Source organism: Mycolicibacterium sp. MU0053, from assembly GCF_963378095.1.
In the GTDB taxonomy this organism is placed as follows: domain Bacteria; phylum Actinomycetota; class Actinomycetes; order Mycobacteriales; family Mycobacteriaceae; genus Mycobacterium; species Mycobacterium burgundiense.
On the sequence record NZ_OY726397.1, the window covers coordinates 3,612,928 to 3,625,420 of the forward strand.

Here is a 12,493-nt window from a genome sequence, read left to right on the forward strand (position 1 = left end):
TGAGCCTACCGGAGCGAGGAGAGGCTAGGTTTGCCTACCTTAGGCCTTCTTCCCTGTCAGCACCGTCAGCAGGACAGCCGAATCCTCTACCGCCTCCAGCGAATGCCGCACCGGCGGAATCACCACGAAGTCGCCCGTCGCGCACTCACACGACTCGTCGCCGGCCAGCAGTCGCACCTTGCCGCGCAGCACCTGCAGGGTCGCCTCGCCCGGGCTCTCGTGCTCGGCCAGTTCCTGGCCGGCCAGCAGGGCGATCACCGTCTCACGCAGGGAATGCTCGTGGCCACCTCGCACGGTGTGCGCCGAGCGCCCGGCGCGCGCGCTCCGGGCGGCCTCCAGTTGCGCATCAGCGACCGAATTCAGCGATATTGATTCCACCGTCACTCCTCTTTCCGCGGTCAGGATGTAAGCAGCAGGATTCCGGTCGTCAGCAGGGCTATCACCTTGACCGCCTCCAGCACGACATAAGCGTAGTGAACACGGGAGCGAGACCGCACGGCCCCACCGGAACCGCCCGCCAGCACGGTGTTGGACCGGCGCACCAACGCGGGCCGAACCGCCGCGAGTTGAATGATCAGCGCAGCCGACGCGGCCGCGAAGGCGACGATCGCGGCCGTCGACGGCGGAGCCACGACCATGGCCACCACCACGACTGCCGCGAGCACCGCCTCACATCCGTTGAGCGCGCGAAATACCAAGCGGCCGATGCCGAGACCGATGGGCAACGTCACCCCCGGCGCCCGAAACTTCAACGGGGCTTCGAGGAAGGAGATCGCCAGCACCATCCCCAACCAGACGAAAACCGCTGCCGCAGCGGCGGATCCACCAGCGTTCATGTTTCCTCCAGTACCCGAGTCAACACGAACGCCTGGCTGAGATTGAGGTCTTTGGTCGCCGTTACCAGGGTTAAAGGTCCCTGTTTGGCCAACGCATGGAGTTCTTCGAGGGCCTCGGCCGCCGCGCCGTGCGCCAGTTCGTCGCGATAACGCGCGCTGAACTCGTCGAACTTCCCCGGATCGTGGTCGTACCAGTGTCGCAGCTCGGTCGACGGGGCCACTTCCTGGCACCAGCGGCCCACTCGGGGGTCCTCCTTGCGGATCCCTCGCGGCCACAGCCTGTCCACCAACACTCGCAACCCCTCACCGGGTTGCGGTGCCTCGTATACCCGCGCTGCTCGCACCGATGTCAGTTGAGCACGCCGATCCACTGCCGGGCCAACTCGCCGACCCACGCCTCGGCCTCGATGGGGTCGCGCGGCGGGCAGGACACCAACACCAGTTCGTCGATCCCGGCATCGGCCAGCCGGCGGGCGTCCCCCGGCATCGGTGCGCGCAGGGACACCGCCAACCGGAGGTCACCGGGCTCGCGGCCGGCGGCCCGCGCCAACCGGCGCAGCGTCGACGCGGCCAACGCGGCGTCCTCCACATCGGGCAGGCTGAATCCGTACCAGCCATCCGCCCACGCCGCGGCGTGCCGCAGCGCGGCGTCGCTGTTGCCGCCCAGCACCACCGGCAGCGTGCGGTTGCGCGGCTTCGGGTTGACCCGGACGTCCTCGAACGCGACGTACTCACCCTGGAACGAGGCCACGTCGTAGCGCCACAGCGCCCGCAACGCCCGCACGTATTCCGCGGTCCGCGCCGCACGCCCCTCGAACGGGACTCCGAGCGCGTCGAATTCCTCCTTGGCCCACCCCATCCCCACGCCGAGCGCGACGCGGCCGCCGGAGAGTTTGTCCAGGGAGGCGGCCTGCTTGGCGACCACCACCGGGTTGTGTTCGGGCAACACCAGGACACCGGTCGCCAAGCCGATGCGAGTGGTCGCGGCGGCCGCGAAACTCAGCGTGATGAACGGGTCCAGCCAATCGGTGTCGGCGGCCACCGGGTCCACCCCGTCGTCGGAATAGGGGTAGCGGGAGGCCCGTTCGCCCACCGCCACGACGCGTTCGCTGGCCCACAACGTGGCGAATCCCGCGCGGTCCGCCGCGCCGGCCACCGCGTCGATCACGGTGCGCTCCGCGCCCGTGCCGATGCCCAGTGCGTGCAGGCCGACGTCCATGCGCCGATCATGTCAGGCAAAATCATCGCTATGAGCGACGATCCGGTTGCGGTCCTGCAACGGTGGGAGGACGCCGGAGCGGTGTGGCGGGTGTTGCGCCGCGGGGCAGACGGTGTCACCGTCGGCCTGTTCACCTGCGACGGCGGCGAGGAGGTCGACCGGCTCACCTCCAGCGCCGCGGCGGTGTCCGAGTTCATCGGCGACCGTGGCAGCAATCTGGACTGAGGCGGCGAACCGAGACCCGGCCGGGACTTTTAATTGGCTGGACGGCGTTGCAACACCCGGTATGATGAACAGTCCTGCTGAAGGTCGGCAGGGATTGTGGGCGAAGTTCACAGACAAGGGGCTGAACGGTTTCGACTTCGCGCATCGAATCAAGGGAAGCGTGCCGGTGCAGGCAAGAGACCACCGTAAGCGTCGTTGCAACCAATTAAGCGCCGATACAAATCAGCGCGACTACGCTCTCGCTGCCTAAGCGAAGCTAGTCCGTCAGACCGGGAACGCCCTCGCCCCGGACCCTGGCGTCATCTAGAGGGATCAACCGATGAGTTCGGTCGCGGGACTGATCGGGACAACCAACAGCGACTGGGATCGTCATCTCGGCTTGTTCGCGTGACCGGGAGATCCGAGTAGAGACCTAGCGAACTGCGCACGGAGAAGCCTTGAGGGAATGCCGTAGGACCCGGGTTCGATTCCCGGCAGCTCCACAATCGAAGATGCAGGCCAGGCCCCCCGGAAACGGGGGGCCTTTCTTGTGTCGTCATGGCAGTCGGGTCCTGACCCGCCTCGAGCGGCACGAATTTCGCAAAACCTGCCGAACACGTCGGCAAAGGGCGAATAGTCATCAGAGGTAGAACCCACGCTAGGAAGGCCGAACGATCATTCGACGAGATCATGTCTCGTCCGGGCGGTGCCCAGCTTCAAACTCCTGAGCGCGCCCCACGGGCAGCAATCACCTCAGGAGAAGTCATGACCATCGCTCACCCCACCCGTGCCAGTTGGCCTCGGGTCCGAACCATCGCCGCCGGCCTGCTGGCCGCGATTGCGCTCGCCGTCGGCATGGTCGCCAACCCGGCACCGGCGCACGCCGCTGACCAATTCATCGGGCTGGCGCTGGGCTACATCAACGAGAATCCCCCGGTGACGATGGCCGGGGGTTCGGCGATCAGCGCCACCCAGGACCAGGCCGGCACCGGCGCGTTGACGAATTGTTCGGGCAACGGCGGCAACCACTGCGTCACGCAGGTCATCGCCAAGAACGAGTGCGCCGCGGCCGCCTCCAACGACTACGGCGAGATGACGGGGGCATCCGACCCGTCGCTCGGCGCCGCCCAGAGCAAGGCCAAAGCCAAGCTGCAAAGCCAGCAGGGCGCGAAGGTCATCGTGTCGGGTTGCGCGGATGGCGGCACCCCGCCGCCGCCGAACGAGCCGCCACCCGCGCCGAAGCAGGGGCCGACGGTGTCGTTCGACCCGATCGTGGGCGGCCTCGTGGCTCACATCACCGACCGCAGCGGAGTGGCGTCGCAGTGCACGTACGTGACGGACAACTTGAACCGCAGCTTCGCGCTAGGCGCCAACGCCACCTACGACCTCAGGATCGTCCCGGCCATCCCGCGTTTCCGGGATTGGACCGTCACGATCACCTGTGACAACGGAACCAGCACGACGGTGACGACGTTCTTCTGAGCCCGCAGTCCTCACGGTGAACTCGACGGATCGATCACCGAAATTCACTGTGAGGGTCGCGCTTCGCGAAGTTCCGCAACCCGGGCGGGGTGTTCGACGCGGATACCGCCGAATGCATCACCATGCCGGCTCGTTGCCGCAGCTCACTCCCCCGGCGCCGGCTCCATCGAGCCGAGGTAATACGTCTCGTCCCCGCTCGGGTAGCCGCCGCCGCTGGTGGCGATGTGGACATGGTCGTAGTGGTTGAGCGTTTCCGACCCGTAGTCCGCGGTCCAGCTCGGCGCGCCGATGCCCGGGTAGTAGCCCTGCCGCCAGATCACGTGAATGACGCCCCAGCGCTCGGCGTTGGCCAGCGCCAAGCCCGCGATCTGGTTCCCCAGTTCGATGCCCTTGTCGGAGCCGTGGTTCGGGATCATCACGTCGATCGCCAACCCGTTCGGATGCCACTGCAGGGCGTCCTGCCGGTACCCGCCGATGGTCTTGATCTCGGGGAACATCACGCTGATGGCGCGCGCCGCCCAGATGGTCCGCACCTGCAACCCCGCCTCCGGCGCCACGCTCGAGGCGGGCAACTCGAATTGGAAGTCGCGGGCCGCGGCGACGGGCGAGCTGGCCGCCAGCAGGTCCGCCTCGGCGGGACTGACGATCCGGGGCGCATTCGAGGGCGCGGCTTCCGGCGCGGTCGGGATGGCCGCCGCGGTGTCGACGCGCGCCACGGGCTGCGCACCCTGGGCATAGAGCATGCCGCCCGAGACGAGCACCGAGACGCCGAGGACGAACAAACGTCCCCGGTGACTGGCTAACAGGTTGCGGCCCACGGACAGCACCTTACTGCCATGTCCGGCACTGGTATGGCAATCCCCACCAGAGATTTGACCCCATTGGGCCGGTCTGGTTTGGTGGCCGGTTCCAGGGGTTGCTTCGTTTGGAGTGATGCAGTGAGCAGGGCAGCCAGTCGGCAGACGCCGACCCGTCGGCCAGCAGAGTTGAAAGATCTCACGTTGTTGGTCACCGTTCCCGGTGACCCGCAGTCGGTGCGGGTGTTCACCGACGCGGAAAGCGACGACGCGAATACCTACGCCGCCGAAACCGGCGGCCAGCTGACCCGGCTACCGCGGTAGCTTTTGGTACGGCAACCAGGAAAGGGCACGACCAATGGCAACCAAGCGGTGGAGCGATCTCTCGACCAGGGCCAAAGCCGGCATCATTCTCGTCGCGGCGGTGGACGCGGGGCTGCGGTCATGGGCGCTGCGGGACCTGGCTGCTCGCCCCAAGGATCAGGTCCGAGGACCCAAGTGGGCGTGGGCCGGCGGCATCAGCGTGCTCGGCACCTCCGGCGTGGTGCCGGTGGTCTATCTGGTCTGGGGCCGCACGAGACCGGCTCAGATCACGTAATTGAGGTTGTCCACCACGCGTTGACCCACCTGCGCATCGCCGTCAAATTCGATTGCGTCGGAGCGTGCCTCGCACAGTGGTCGGCCGCCGCACAGCCGGGTGAACTGCAGTCCGTCGAGCCGGATCACCGTCGTGGGTTCCGCGTTGAACTCATCGACCACCGCCGCGCGTCCCTCGACCGCGACGCGGATGACGCGCGCCATCGGCCCGGTCAACTCGATGGCCACCCGGGACCCGTCCGGCGCCTTGCCGAGCTTGCCGACCACGAAACCCATACTGGCCGCGATCTCGTCGAGCGCCAACCGGGCCGCGGGTCCGGCCAGCTCCGCATCGGACGACGGCCGTCCCACCGCCTGCCGGATGTCCTGTTCGTGCATCCAGCAGTCGAACGTCCGGATCCGCATGAACCTGCCGTAGCTGTCCGGTCCGGCCGGTGTGGCGGTGACGCCGTTCCACACGTCCTCGCTCAGTTCCCGCAGTGCGGCCCGACGTTGGGCCAGGACTTCCCGGTAGCGCGTCAACATGGCCTCGGCACTCTCGTTGCGCAACGCCAGAATCCAGTGCTCGTTCAACTCGCCGATCGGGTTGCGGACATGGTCGAGCCCGGACACCTCGACGCCGGACTCCGGGGTGGGCGTGCCGGCCAGCATCGACTCGGTGCCGATGATGTGTGCCAGCACGTCGTGCACCGACCACCCCGGCAGCGCTGACGGCCGCTGCCAGTCGGCTTCGGGCACGTTGGCCATCAACTGTTCGATGTCGTCCCACGACGCGAAGAGACCGTCGAGGACTTCGGCTTTGTCCAGCTCGAGAACCGGGCGGGGGCTGCTCATCCGCCGACCGTACCGCGCCGGGCGCGCGCGCGACGCTTGCCTTCGTGCATTGCGGCGACGCGGGCGACCGGAATGGTGCGACCGTGCTCGATCACCTCTTTCGGTAGCGCCTGCGGAGCGGGCATCGACTCGGCCCACGGATCGCGCCCGCCCAGCGCATCGAGGGCGGTGTGCAGCGTGAAGTCGCCCGGCGCGATCCGGTCGAGGTCCGACCATGCCACCGGAAACGACACCGGGGTGCCCGCCCGCAGCCGTGGGCTGTACACGGCCGCCACGGTCGCGCCACCGGCACGAGTGGCGTCCACGAACACCTTCCCGGCGCGATCCTCGACGATGAACGCGGTGGTCGCGATCGCGGGATCGAGTGCTTCCGCGCGGGCCGCCAGGGCGCGCGTGGCCGCGGCCACGTCGTCGACCGGGGCGCTGTCGTCGATCGGAACGAAGACGTGCAGGCCCCTGGAACCACTGGTCTTGACGGCGCCGGCCAACCCGCAGTCGGCGAGCGCCCGCCGCACCAGGTGCGCGACCGCCACCACGGCGGAGAAATCGGCGCCGGCCGGCGGGTCCAGATCGAGCACCAGATGCGTCGGCCGGTAGATGTCGGCGGCCAGGCCCAGCGTCGGGTGGTACTCGATGGCCCGCTGATTGGCCAGCCACAGCAGAGTGCGCCGGTCGTTGCAGAGGGCGTAGTGGATCTCGCGCTTGGAGGCCTCCGCCCAGATCGCCACCGTGGCCACCCAGTCCGGGGTGTACTTCGGGACGTTCTTCTGCATGAACGGGGCGCGCCCCCGCAGTGCCCGCAGCACCGTCAGCGGTCGGTCGGTCAGCACCGGCAGCAGGCGATCGGCGACGGCGTCGAGGTAATCCACCAGGTCGCGTTTCGTGGCCTCGGCGTCCGGGCCCAGCGGTTGATCCAGGTTGGTCAGGTCGACGCCTGCGCGCTGCTCTCCCGCGGCCATCCGCCCAGCCTACGATCGACGAATGACCGTCGTCTTGGCAATTCGGTGCGTGAACGGGATCGTCCTGGCGTCCGACTCTCAGATCACCGACCCCGGTCGCGGTTTGAGTTACCCGGCGCAGAAACTGCATCCGCTCGGCGCACACGCGGCGTGGGGCGGCAGCGGATCCCGCGCGGCGCTCTACGACATCGAACAGGTCTTCAACGACGAGGCCGACGCCATCATCGAGGAGAAGAACCTCGGGCACGCCCTGCAGGCCAGGGTGCTGCCGATCCTCAAACACCACTACGAGAACTTCATCTCCGAGGTGCCGGGCCAGGAGGCGGCGGGCACCCCCGCGACCTACATCCTGGCCGCCGGCTACGCCGGTGAGGTGCCGTTCATCGTGGACCTCGACCCGAACGGGCTCGTCGCACACCACGAGGAGACGGGTTTCCAGGCCATCGGGAGCGGCGCGCCGATGGCCCAGCAGGCGCACGCGCTGCTGTCCCATTTCCGGATGACCGAACGCGAGATCGATTACGGCGTGGTGGCCGCGCTCCGCGTGCTCGACGCGCTCGATGCGACCTCTCCGAGCGTGGGCGGCCCGATGGATCTGTGCCGGATCACCCCGGAGGGCGCGCACCATCTGTCACCGAAAGAGGTCGACGGTATACGGCGGCAGGTGGGTCGCTGGGTCGAACTCGAGCACCAGGCCCTCGATCGACTCTTCGACGGCAAGTAGCTAGGGCATTCCCTTCGCGCGCCGCCCGAGTTCGCGGATGATCTCGCGATCGGCATCCCGACGGGCCAAATCCTGGCGCTTGTCGTGCGCCTGCTTACCGCGGGCCAGCGCCAACTCCACCTTGACCTTGCCGTCGATGAAGTACAGCGACAACGGGACCAGGGTGAGGTTGCCGTCGCGGATCTTGCCCACCAAGGTGTCGATCTGTCTGCGGTGCAACAACAGCTTGCGGTTGCGCCGCGGGGCGTGGTTGGTCCAGGTGCCCTGCACGTACTCCGGGATGTGCAGATTGCGCAGCCAGATCTCACCGTCGTCGACGGTGGCGAACGCATCGGCCAGCGAGGCCTGGCCCTCGCGCAGGCTCTTCACCTCGGTGCCCTGCAGGACCACGCCGGCCTCGAAGGTTTCGAGGATCGCGTAGTGGTGCCGAGCCTTGCGATTGCTCGCGACAACCTTGTGGCCCAGCGCCTTCGCGCTGTCGTTCTTCTTGCTCTTGGCCATTCGCTACCTTCGCACGTACAGCCGCAGCGTGGCATACCCGGTCGCGGCGGCCATCGCCACACCGACCAAGAACAGGATCGGCGAAATGTAGAGAATGTCGGCGTAGTCGATCCGCGCGATCAGGTTGGCTTGATAGAACTGGTCGAGGGCCTTCTCCAGGAACAGCGCCCGCACCAAGATCAACCCGATGACCGACAACACCACCCCGATGGTGGCGGCCAGCACCGCCTCGAGCAGGAACGGCAGCTGCGTGTACCAGCGACTGGCTCCGACCAGTCGCATGATGCCGATCTCGGTTCGTCTGGTGTATGCGGCGACTTGAACCATGTTCGCGATCAACAAGATTGCGCCGATGGCCTGCACCAGAGCCACCGCGAACGCCGCGCTGGACAACCCGTCGAGCACCGCGAACAGTCGGTCGATCAGATCCTTCTGGTTCAACACGTTGAGGACGCCGGGTTGGCCCGCGATCGCCTCGTCGAACTGCTTGTGCTGCTCGGGGTCGTCGAGCTTGACGATAAACGACGCCGGGAACGAATCCGTGCCCGCCACATCCTTGTATTGCGGGAACTTGGAGATGGCGTCCTCATACGCCGCGTCGCGGTTGAGGAAGCGCACCGAACGGACGTCATCAAGGTCCTCGATCTGCGCGCGCAGCGCCTTACAGGCGTCACCGCCGCAGTTCGGATCGTTGGCCGACACGTCGTCGGTGAGGAACACCTGCGTCTCGACCCGGTCGAGGTAGATCGCGCGGGACTGGTCGGCCAACCGCACCACCAGCAGACCGCCGCCGAACAACCCGATCGAAATGGCCGTCGTCAGGATCATCGCGACCGTCATAGTCACATTTCGACGAAGCCCGGTCAGAACCTCGTTGAACAGGAAGCCAAAACGCACTATCGATCCATTCCGTAGACGCCGCGCTGCTCATCGCGGACCAGGCGGCCCAGCGACAGTTCGACCACGCGCTGGCGCATCGCATCGACGATGTGGTGGTCGTGGGTGGCCATCAGGACGGTGGTTCCGGTCCGGTTGATGCGCTCCAGCAGGTCCATGATGTCCTTGCTGGTCTCCGGGTCCAAGTTTCCGGTGGGCTCATCGGCCAGCAGCACCAGCGGGCGGTTGACGAACGCGCGGGCGATCGCGACCCGCTGCTGCTCACCACCGGACAGCTCGCCGGGCAGCCGGTTGGCCTTGCCCGAGAGCCCCACCATCTCCAGCACGTCGGGCACCACGCGGTTGATGGTGTCGGGGCGCTTGCCGATCACCTCGAGGGCGAACGCGACGTTTTCGAACACCGTCTTCTGCTGCAACAGCCGGAAATCCTGGAAGACGCAGCCGAGCACCTGGCGCAGGCTCGGGATGTGGCGGCCGGGCAGCTTGTTCACGTGGAACTTCGAAACCTGGATGTCGCCGGAGTTCGGGGTGTCCTCGGCGAGCAGCAATCGCATGAAGGTCGACTTGCCCGAACCCGACGGGCCGATGAGGAAAACGAACTCACCCTTGTCGATCTTGAGGCTCACATCATCGAGCGCGGGACGCGCCGATTGCTTGTACTGCTTGGTGACACGGTCCAGGGTGATCATCACGGCACGCCAGTGTAGCGGGGCTCGGCGGCAGCGCGGCTACGGCGCGTTCGGCGGTGCGTCCGGGGCCGGCGCCTCGGCGGGGGCGGGCGGCGGCGGAAACAGATTCGGGAACAGGTTCGGCAACCCCGGCGGAGGTGGGGGCGTCGTCGTCGCGGTGGTCTCGGCCTCTTCGTCGGGCGGCGGCGGCACCTCCCCCGGTGTGGTCGTCGGCGTCGTCGTGGGGGTGGTCTCCGGCGCGGTGGTCTCCGTCGTCGTCGTCGTGGTCGGCGCTGTGGTGGTGGGCACGGGGGTCCGCACCCGGGTGCGCGGCACCCAGGTGTACTGCGGGTCGGGCACATAGCCCGGGGGCACCACCTGGGTGCCCGGATCCGGTGCGGGCGCCGGGGCGTAGGTGTAGTACGTCCACCACGTCGCGAAGAACGCGATCAGCAGCACCGCGGTGGAGGTCCGCACCCGACCGCCGAACAGATGAGTGGGCACCTTGAACTTGGGTTGGTCCGTGCGCTTACCTGCCACCGTCGGACCCCTGCTTCTCGTCGCGCTTCGCACCGGCGGCCGACGGCAGGGTGTCCACCACGGGGTCGGCTCCAGTCGCCGTGACAACGCCTTCCTGGCTCAGCGCGCGCACCACGAGCGCGCGTAGGCGTCGACCCACCTCGTATTGCTTGCCGGGCAAGGTGCGCGCCACCATGCGCAGGTTGACGTTGTCGATGCCGATGCTCTCCACCCCCATCAGCGACGGCTCGTCGAGTAGCAGATCCTTCAAGTAGCGGTCCTCCAGCGACGCGCTGCCGACCTGGTGCAACACCTCGTTGACGCGGTTGATGTCGGCGGCCACCGGAACCGGGATGTCGATGACCGCGCGGGCCCAGTCCTTGGACATGTTCAACGACCTGACGATATTGCCGTTGGGGACCGTGAACACCTCGCCGTCGGAAGTGCGCAATTTGGTCACGCGCAGCGTGACCTCCTCGACCGTTCCGACCGCACCCTCGGCCGCGCCGAGCATATTCAGTTCCACCAGGTCACCGAAGCCGTACTGGCGCTCGGTGATGATGAAGAAACCGGCCAGCAGATCCTGGACCACCTTCTGGGCGCCGAAACCGATCGCGGCGCCCAACACCGCGGCCGGCGCCACCAGCGACCCGACCGGAATGTCGAGCACATTGGTGATCTGAACTGCCACGATCACGCTGAGCATCACGATCGCGACCCACGAGATCACCGAGGCCACCGCCTGCCGGTGCTTGGACGCCTCCGAGCGCACCAAGCCGTCGCCGGCCTGGAACCCCTCCTCGAGGCGTCGGGTCACCTTGCGCGACGCCCAGCCGATGAAGCGCGCCGCCAGCAGCGCGCCGAGCACCATCAGCACGATCTGCAGCCCCTTGGCCAAAATCCATTCGCCCACGGTGCCGTGCCAGAAGTTGTGCCACTTCTGCGCCCAGTCGAAGGCCAGCACGCTGGCCCCCGCGGTATCAGTCATCGTCTTTCCGGTTGCGCCATCGGATACCCGCCTCCAGGAAACCGTCGATGTCACCGTCGAGCACGGTGGCCGGGTTGCCCACCTCGTATTCGGTGCGCAGATCCTTCACCATCTGGTACGGATGCAGTACGTAGGAGCGCATCTGGTTGCCCCACGAACTGCCGCCGTCGCCCTTGAGCGCGTCCATCTCGGCACGTTCCTCTAAGCGCTTGCGTTCCAACAACTTTGCCTGCAGCACCCGCATTGCAGCCACCTTGTTCTGCAGCTGCGACTTTTCGTTCTGGCAGGTGACGACGATGCCGGTGGGGACGTGGGTGAGCCGGACCGCCGAGTCGGTGGTGTTGACCGACTGACCGCCGGGCCCGCTGGAGCGGTACACGTCCACGCGCACGTCGCCCTCGGGGATCTCGATGTGGTCGGTGGTGTCCACCACGGGCAGCACCTCGACGTCGGCGAACGAGGTCTGTCGTCGGCTCTGGTTGTCGAACGGACTGATCCGGACCAGCCGGTGGGTGCCCTGTTCGACCGACAACGTGCCGTAGGCGAACGGCGCGTGCACCGCGAACGTCGCGCTCTTGATCCCGGCCTCCTCGGCGTAGGACGTGTCGAACACCTCGACCGGGTAGCCGTGCTTCTCCGCCCAGCGGATGTACATCCGCATCAGCATCTCGGCCCAGTCTGCGGCGTCCACCCCGCCGGCCCCGGACCGGATCGTGACGACGGCTTCGCGCTCGTCGTACTCACCCGAGAGCAGCGTGCGGACCTCCATCGCGGCGATGTCCTCGCGCAGCGTCGCGAGTTCGGCATCGGCCTCGGCGGTCGCCCGCTCGGCTTCGGCGCCCTCCTCCTCGGCGGCCATCTCGTAGAGCACCGGCAGATCATCGAGTCGCTGCCGCAGGGCCTCCACGCGACGCAACTCGCCCTGGGCGTAGGACAGCTCGCTGGTGACCTTCTGTCCGCGCGCCTGATCGTCCCAGAGGCTGGGGTCGGACGCTTCCTGCTCGAGTTTGTCGATGCGCTGGCGGAGGTTGTCGATGTCGAGCACCCGCTCCACGGTGGTCAGAGTGGTGTCCAGCGCGGCGATATCGGATTGACGATCGAGTTCCACGGCTGTTCACGTTACCGGCGCGCCGATACGGCGTGACCACAGGCGGCATCTGGACAGCACGTTTACCATCAGGTCTGTAAACAGCTTTGGTAGCGCGCGACCCCGACTCTTCGCCGATCCAGCCCACGCATCGGCCAGAGTCTCCCGCGCCGCAAAGCTC

The 12,493-nt window shown here is 67.3% G+C and carries 18 protein-coding genes and 1 other RNA gene; 6 read left to right on the top strand and 13 right to left on the bottom strand.

Annotated elements, in window-relative coordinates; all coding sequences use genetic code 11:
- Positions 1-39 precede the first annotated feature (39 nt).
- Genes RCP80_RS17015 through RCP80_RS17030 form a run of 4 tightly spaced genes read right to left on the bottom strand, consistent with a single transcriptional unit; the run spans position 40 to position 2,055 of the window.
- Entirely contained in the window at positions 40-378 is a 339-nt protein-coding gene (locus RCP80_RS17015; protein ID WP_308478791.1) for a cupin domain-containing protein, read from the bottom strand.
- 20 nt (positions 379-398) lie between these two features.
- Entirely contained in the window at positions 399-836 is a 438-nt protein-coding gene (locus RCP80_RS17020; RefSeq protein WP_308478792.1) for a hypothetical protein, read from the bottom strand.
- Positions 833-1,180, bottom strand: coding sequence for a DUF488 domain-containing protein (locus RCP80_RS17025; RefSeq protein WP_308478793.1), 348 nt, complete (start codon positions 1,178-1,180; stop codon positions 833-835). Before RCP80_RS17025 ends, RCP80_RS17020 begins: the two co-directional genes overlap by 4 nt.
- Positions 1,181-1,185: 5 nt before the next feature.
- Entirely contained in the window at positions 1,186-2,055 is an 870-nt protein-coding gene (locus RCP80_RS17030) for an LLM class F420-dependent oxidoreductase (protein ID WP_308478794.1), read from the bottom strand.
- 30 nt (positions 2,056-2,085) lie between these two features.
- Here RCP80_RS17030 and RCP80_RS17035 point away from each other — a divergent pair, with 30 nt between their 5' ends.
- From RCP80_RS17035 to RCP80_RS17045, 3 genes are all read left to right on the top strand, one after another.
- A complete protein-coding gene (locus RCP80_RS17035; RefSeq protein ID WP_308478795.1) occupies positions 2,086-2,280 on the top strand; it encodes a hypothetical protein in 195 nt (64 codons plus the stop codon).
- 117 nt (positions 2,281-2,397) lie between these two features.
- Positions 2,398-2,765: a transfer-messenger RNA gene (ssrA, locus tag RCP80_RS17040) on the top strand.
- A 259-nt stretch (positions 2,766-3,024) separates the two neighbouring features.
- Positions 3,025-3,741, top strand: a complete 717-nt coding sequence (locus RCP80_RS17045; RefSeq protein ID WP_308478796.1) for a DUF4189 domain-containing protein — start codon at positions 3,025-3,027, stop codon at positions 3,739-3,741.
- Positions 3,742-3,884: 143 nt separating this feature from the next.
- Here RCP80_RS17045 and RCP80_RS17050 read toward each other — a convergent pair whose 3' ends face one another.
- Positions 3,885-4,559: a VldE C-terminal domain-containing protein gene (locus RCP80_RS17050; RefSeq protein ID WP_308478797.1), complete on the bottom strand. Its 675-nt coding sequence runs from the start codon at positions 4,557-4,559 to the stop codon at positions 3,885-3,887.
- 120 nt (positions 4,560-4,679) lie between these two features.
- On the opposite strand from RCP80_RS17050, the gene RCP80_RS17055 reads away from it, so the two are divergent.
- Both RCP80_RS17055 and RCP80_RS17060 read left to right on the top strand, forming a co-directional pair.
- Positions 4,680-4,862, top strand: a complete 183-nt coding sequence (locus tag RCP80_RS17055; protein WP_308478798.1) for a hypothetical protein — start codon at positions 4,680-4,682, stop codon at positions 4,860-4,862.
- Between the two features lie 34 nt (positions 4,863-4,896).
- Complete coding sequence (locus RCP80_RS17060) at positions 4,897-5,136, top strand: hypothetical protein (protein ID WP_308478799.1); 240 nt, start codon at positions 4,897-4,899, stop codon at positions 5,134-5,136.
- Here the strand turns inward: RCP80_RS17060 and RCP80_RS17065 are convergent.
- Complete coding sequence (locus tag RCP80_RS17065) at positions 5,124-5,969, bottom strand: maleylpyruvate isomerase family mycothiol-dependent enzyme (RefSeq protein WP_308478800.1); 846 nt, start codon at positions 5,967-5,969, stop codon at positions 5,124-5,126. The genes RCP80_RS17060 and RCP80_RS17065 overlap by 13 nt on opposite strands.
- A complete protein-coding gene (locus RCP80_RS17070; protein ID WP_308478801.1) occupies positions 5,966-6,928 on the bottom strand; it encodes a DNA polymerase domain-containing protein in 963 nt (320 codons plus the stop codon). Before RCP80_RS17070 ends, RCP80_RS17065 begins: the two co-directional genes overlap by 4 nt.
- Positions 6,929-6,950: 22 nt before the next feature.
- On the opposite strand from RCP80_RS17070, the gene RCP80_RS17075 reads away from it, so the two are divergent.
- Entirely contained in the window at positions 6,951-7,652 is a 702-nt protein-coding gene (locus RCP80_RS17075; protein WP_308478802.1) for an Ntn hydrolase family protein, read from the top strand.
- Here the strand turns inward: RCP80_RS17075 and smpB are convergent, their stop codons facing one another.
- From smpB to prfB, 6 genes are read right to left on the bottom strand one after another with little or no spacing between them, the layout of a single operon-like run.
- Positions 7,653-8,153: an SsrA-binding protein SmpB gene (smpB, locus tag RCP80_RS17080; protein ID WP_308478803.1), complete on the bottom strand. Its 501-nt coding sequence runs from the start codon at positions 8,151-8,153 to the stop codon at positions 7,653-7,655.
- Between the two features lie 3 nt (positions 8,154-8,156).
- A complete protein-coding gene (ftsX, locus tag RCP80_RS17085; protein WP_308478804.1) occupies positions 8,157-9,050 on the bottom strand; it encodes a permease-like cell division protein FtsX in 894 nt (297 codons plus the stop codon).
- On the bottom strand, positions 9,050-9,739 hold the full coding sequence (gene ftsE / locus RCP80_RS17090; protein WP_308482894.1) for a cell division ATP-binding protein FtsE: 690 nt from the start codon (positions 9,737-9,739) through the stop codon (positions 9,050-9,052). Before ftsE ends, ftsX begins: the two co-directional genes overlap by 1 nt.
- Positions 9,740-9,778: 39 nt before the next feature.
- Positions 9,779-10,258: an Rv3103c family proline-rich protein gene (locus RCP80_RS17095; RefSeq protein WP_308478805.1), complete on the bottom strand. Its 480-nt coding sequence runs from the start codon at positions 10,256-10,258 to the stop codon at positions 9,779-9,781.
- Complete coding sequence (locus tag RCP80_RS17100) at positions 10,248-11,225, bottom strand: mechanosensitive ion channel family protein (protein ID WP_308478806.1); 978 nt, start codon at positions 11,223-11,225, stop codon at positions 10,248-10,250. The genes RCP80_RS17095 and RCP80_RS17100 overlap by 11 nt, the downstream gene beginning before the upstream one ends.
- On the bottom strand, positions 11,218-12,333 hold the full coding sequence (gene prfB, locus RCP80_RS17105; RefSeq protein WP_308478807.1) for a peptide chain release factor 2: 1,116 nt from the start codon (positions 12,331-12,333) through the stop codon (positions 11,218-11,220). Before prfB ends, RCP80_RS17100 begins: the two co-directional genes overlap by 8 nt.
- Positions 12,334-12,493: the final 160 nt, after the last annotated feature.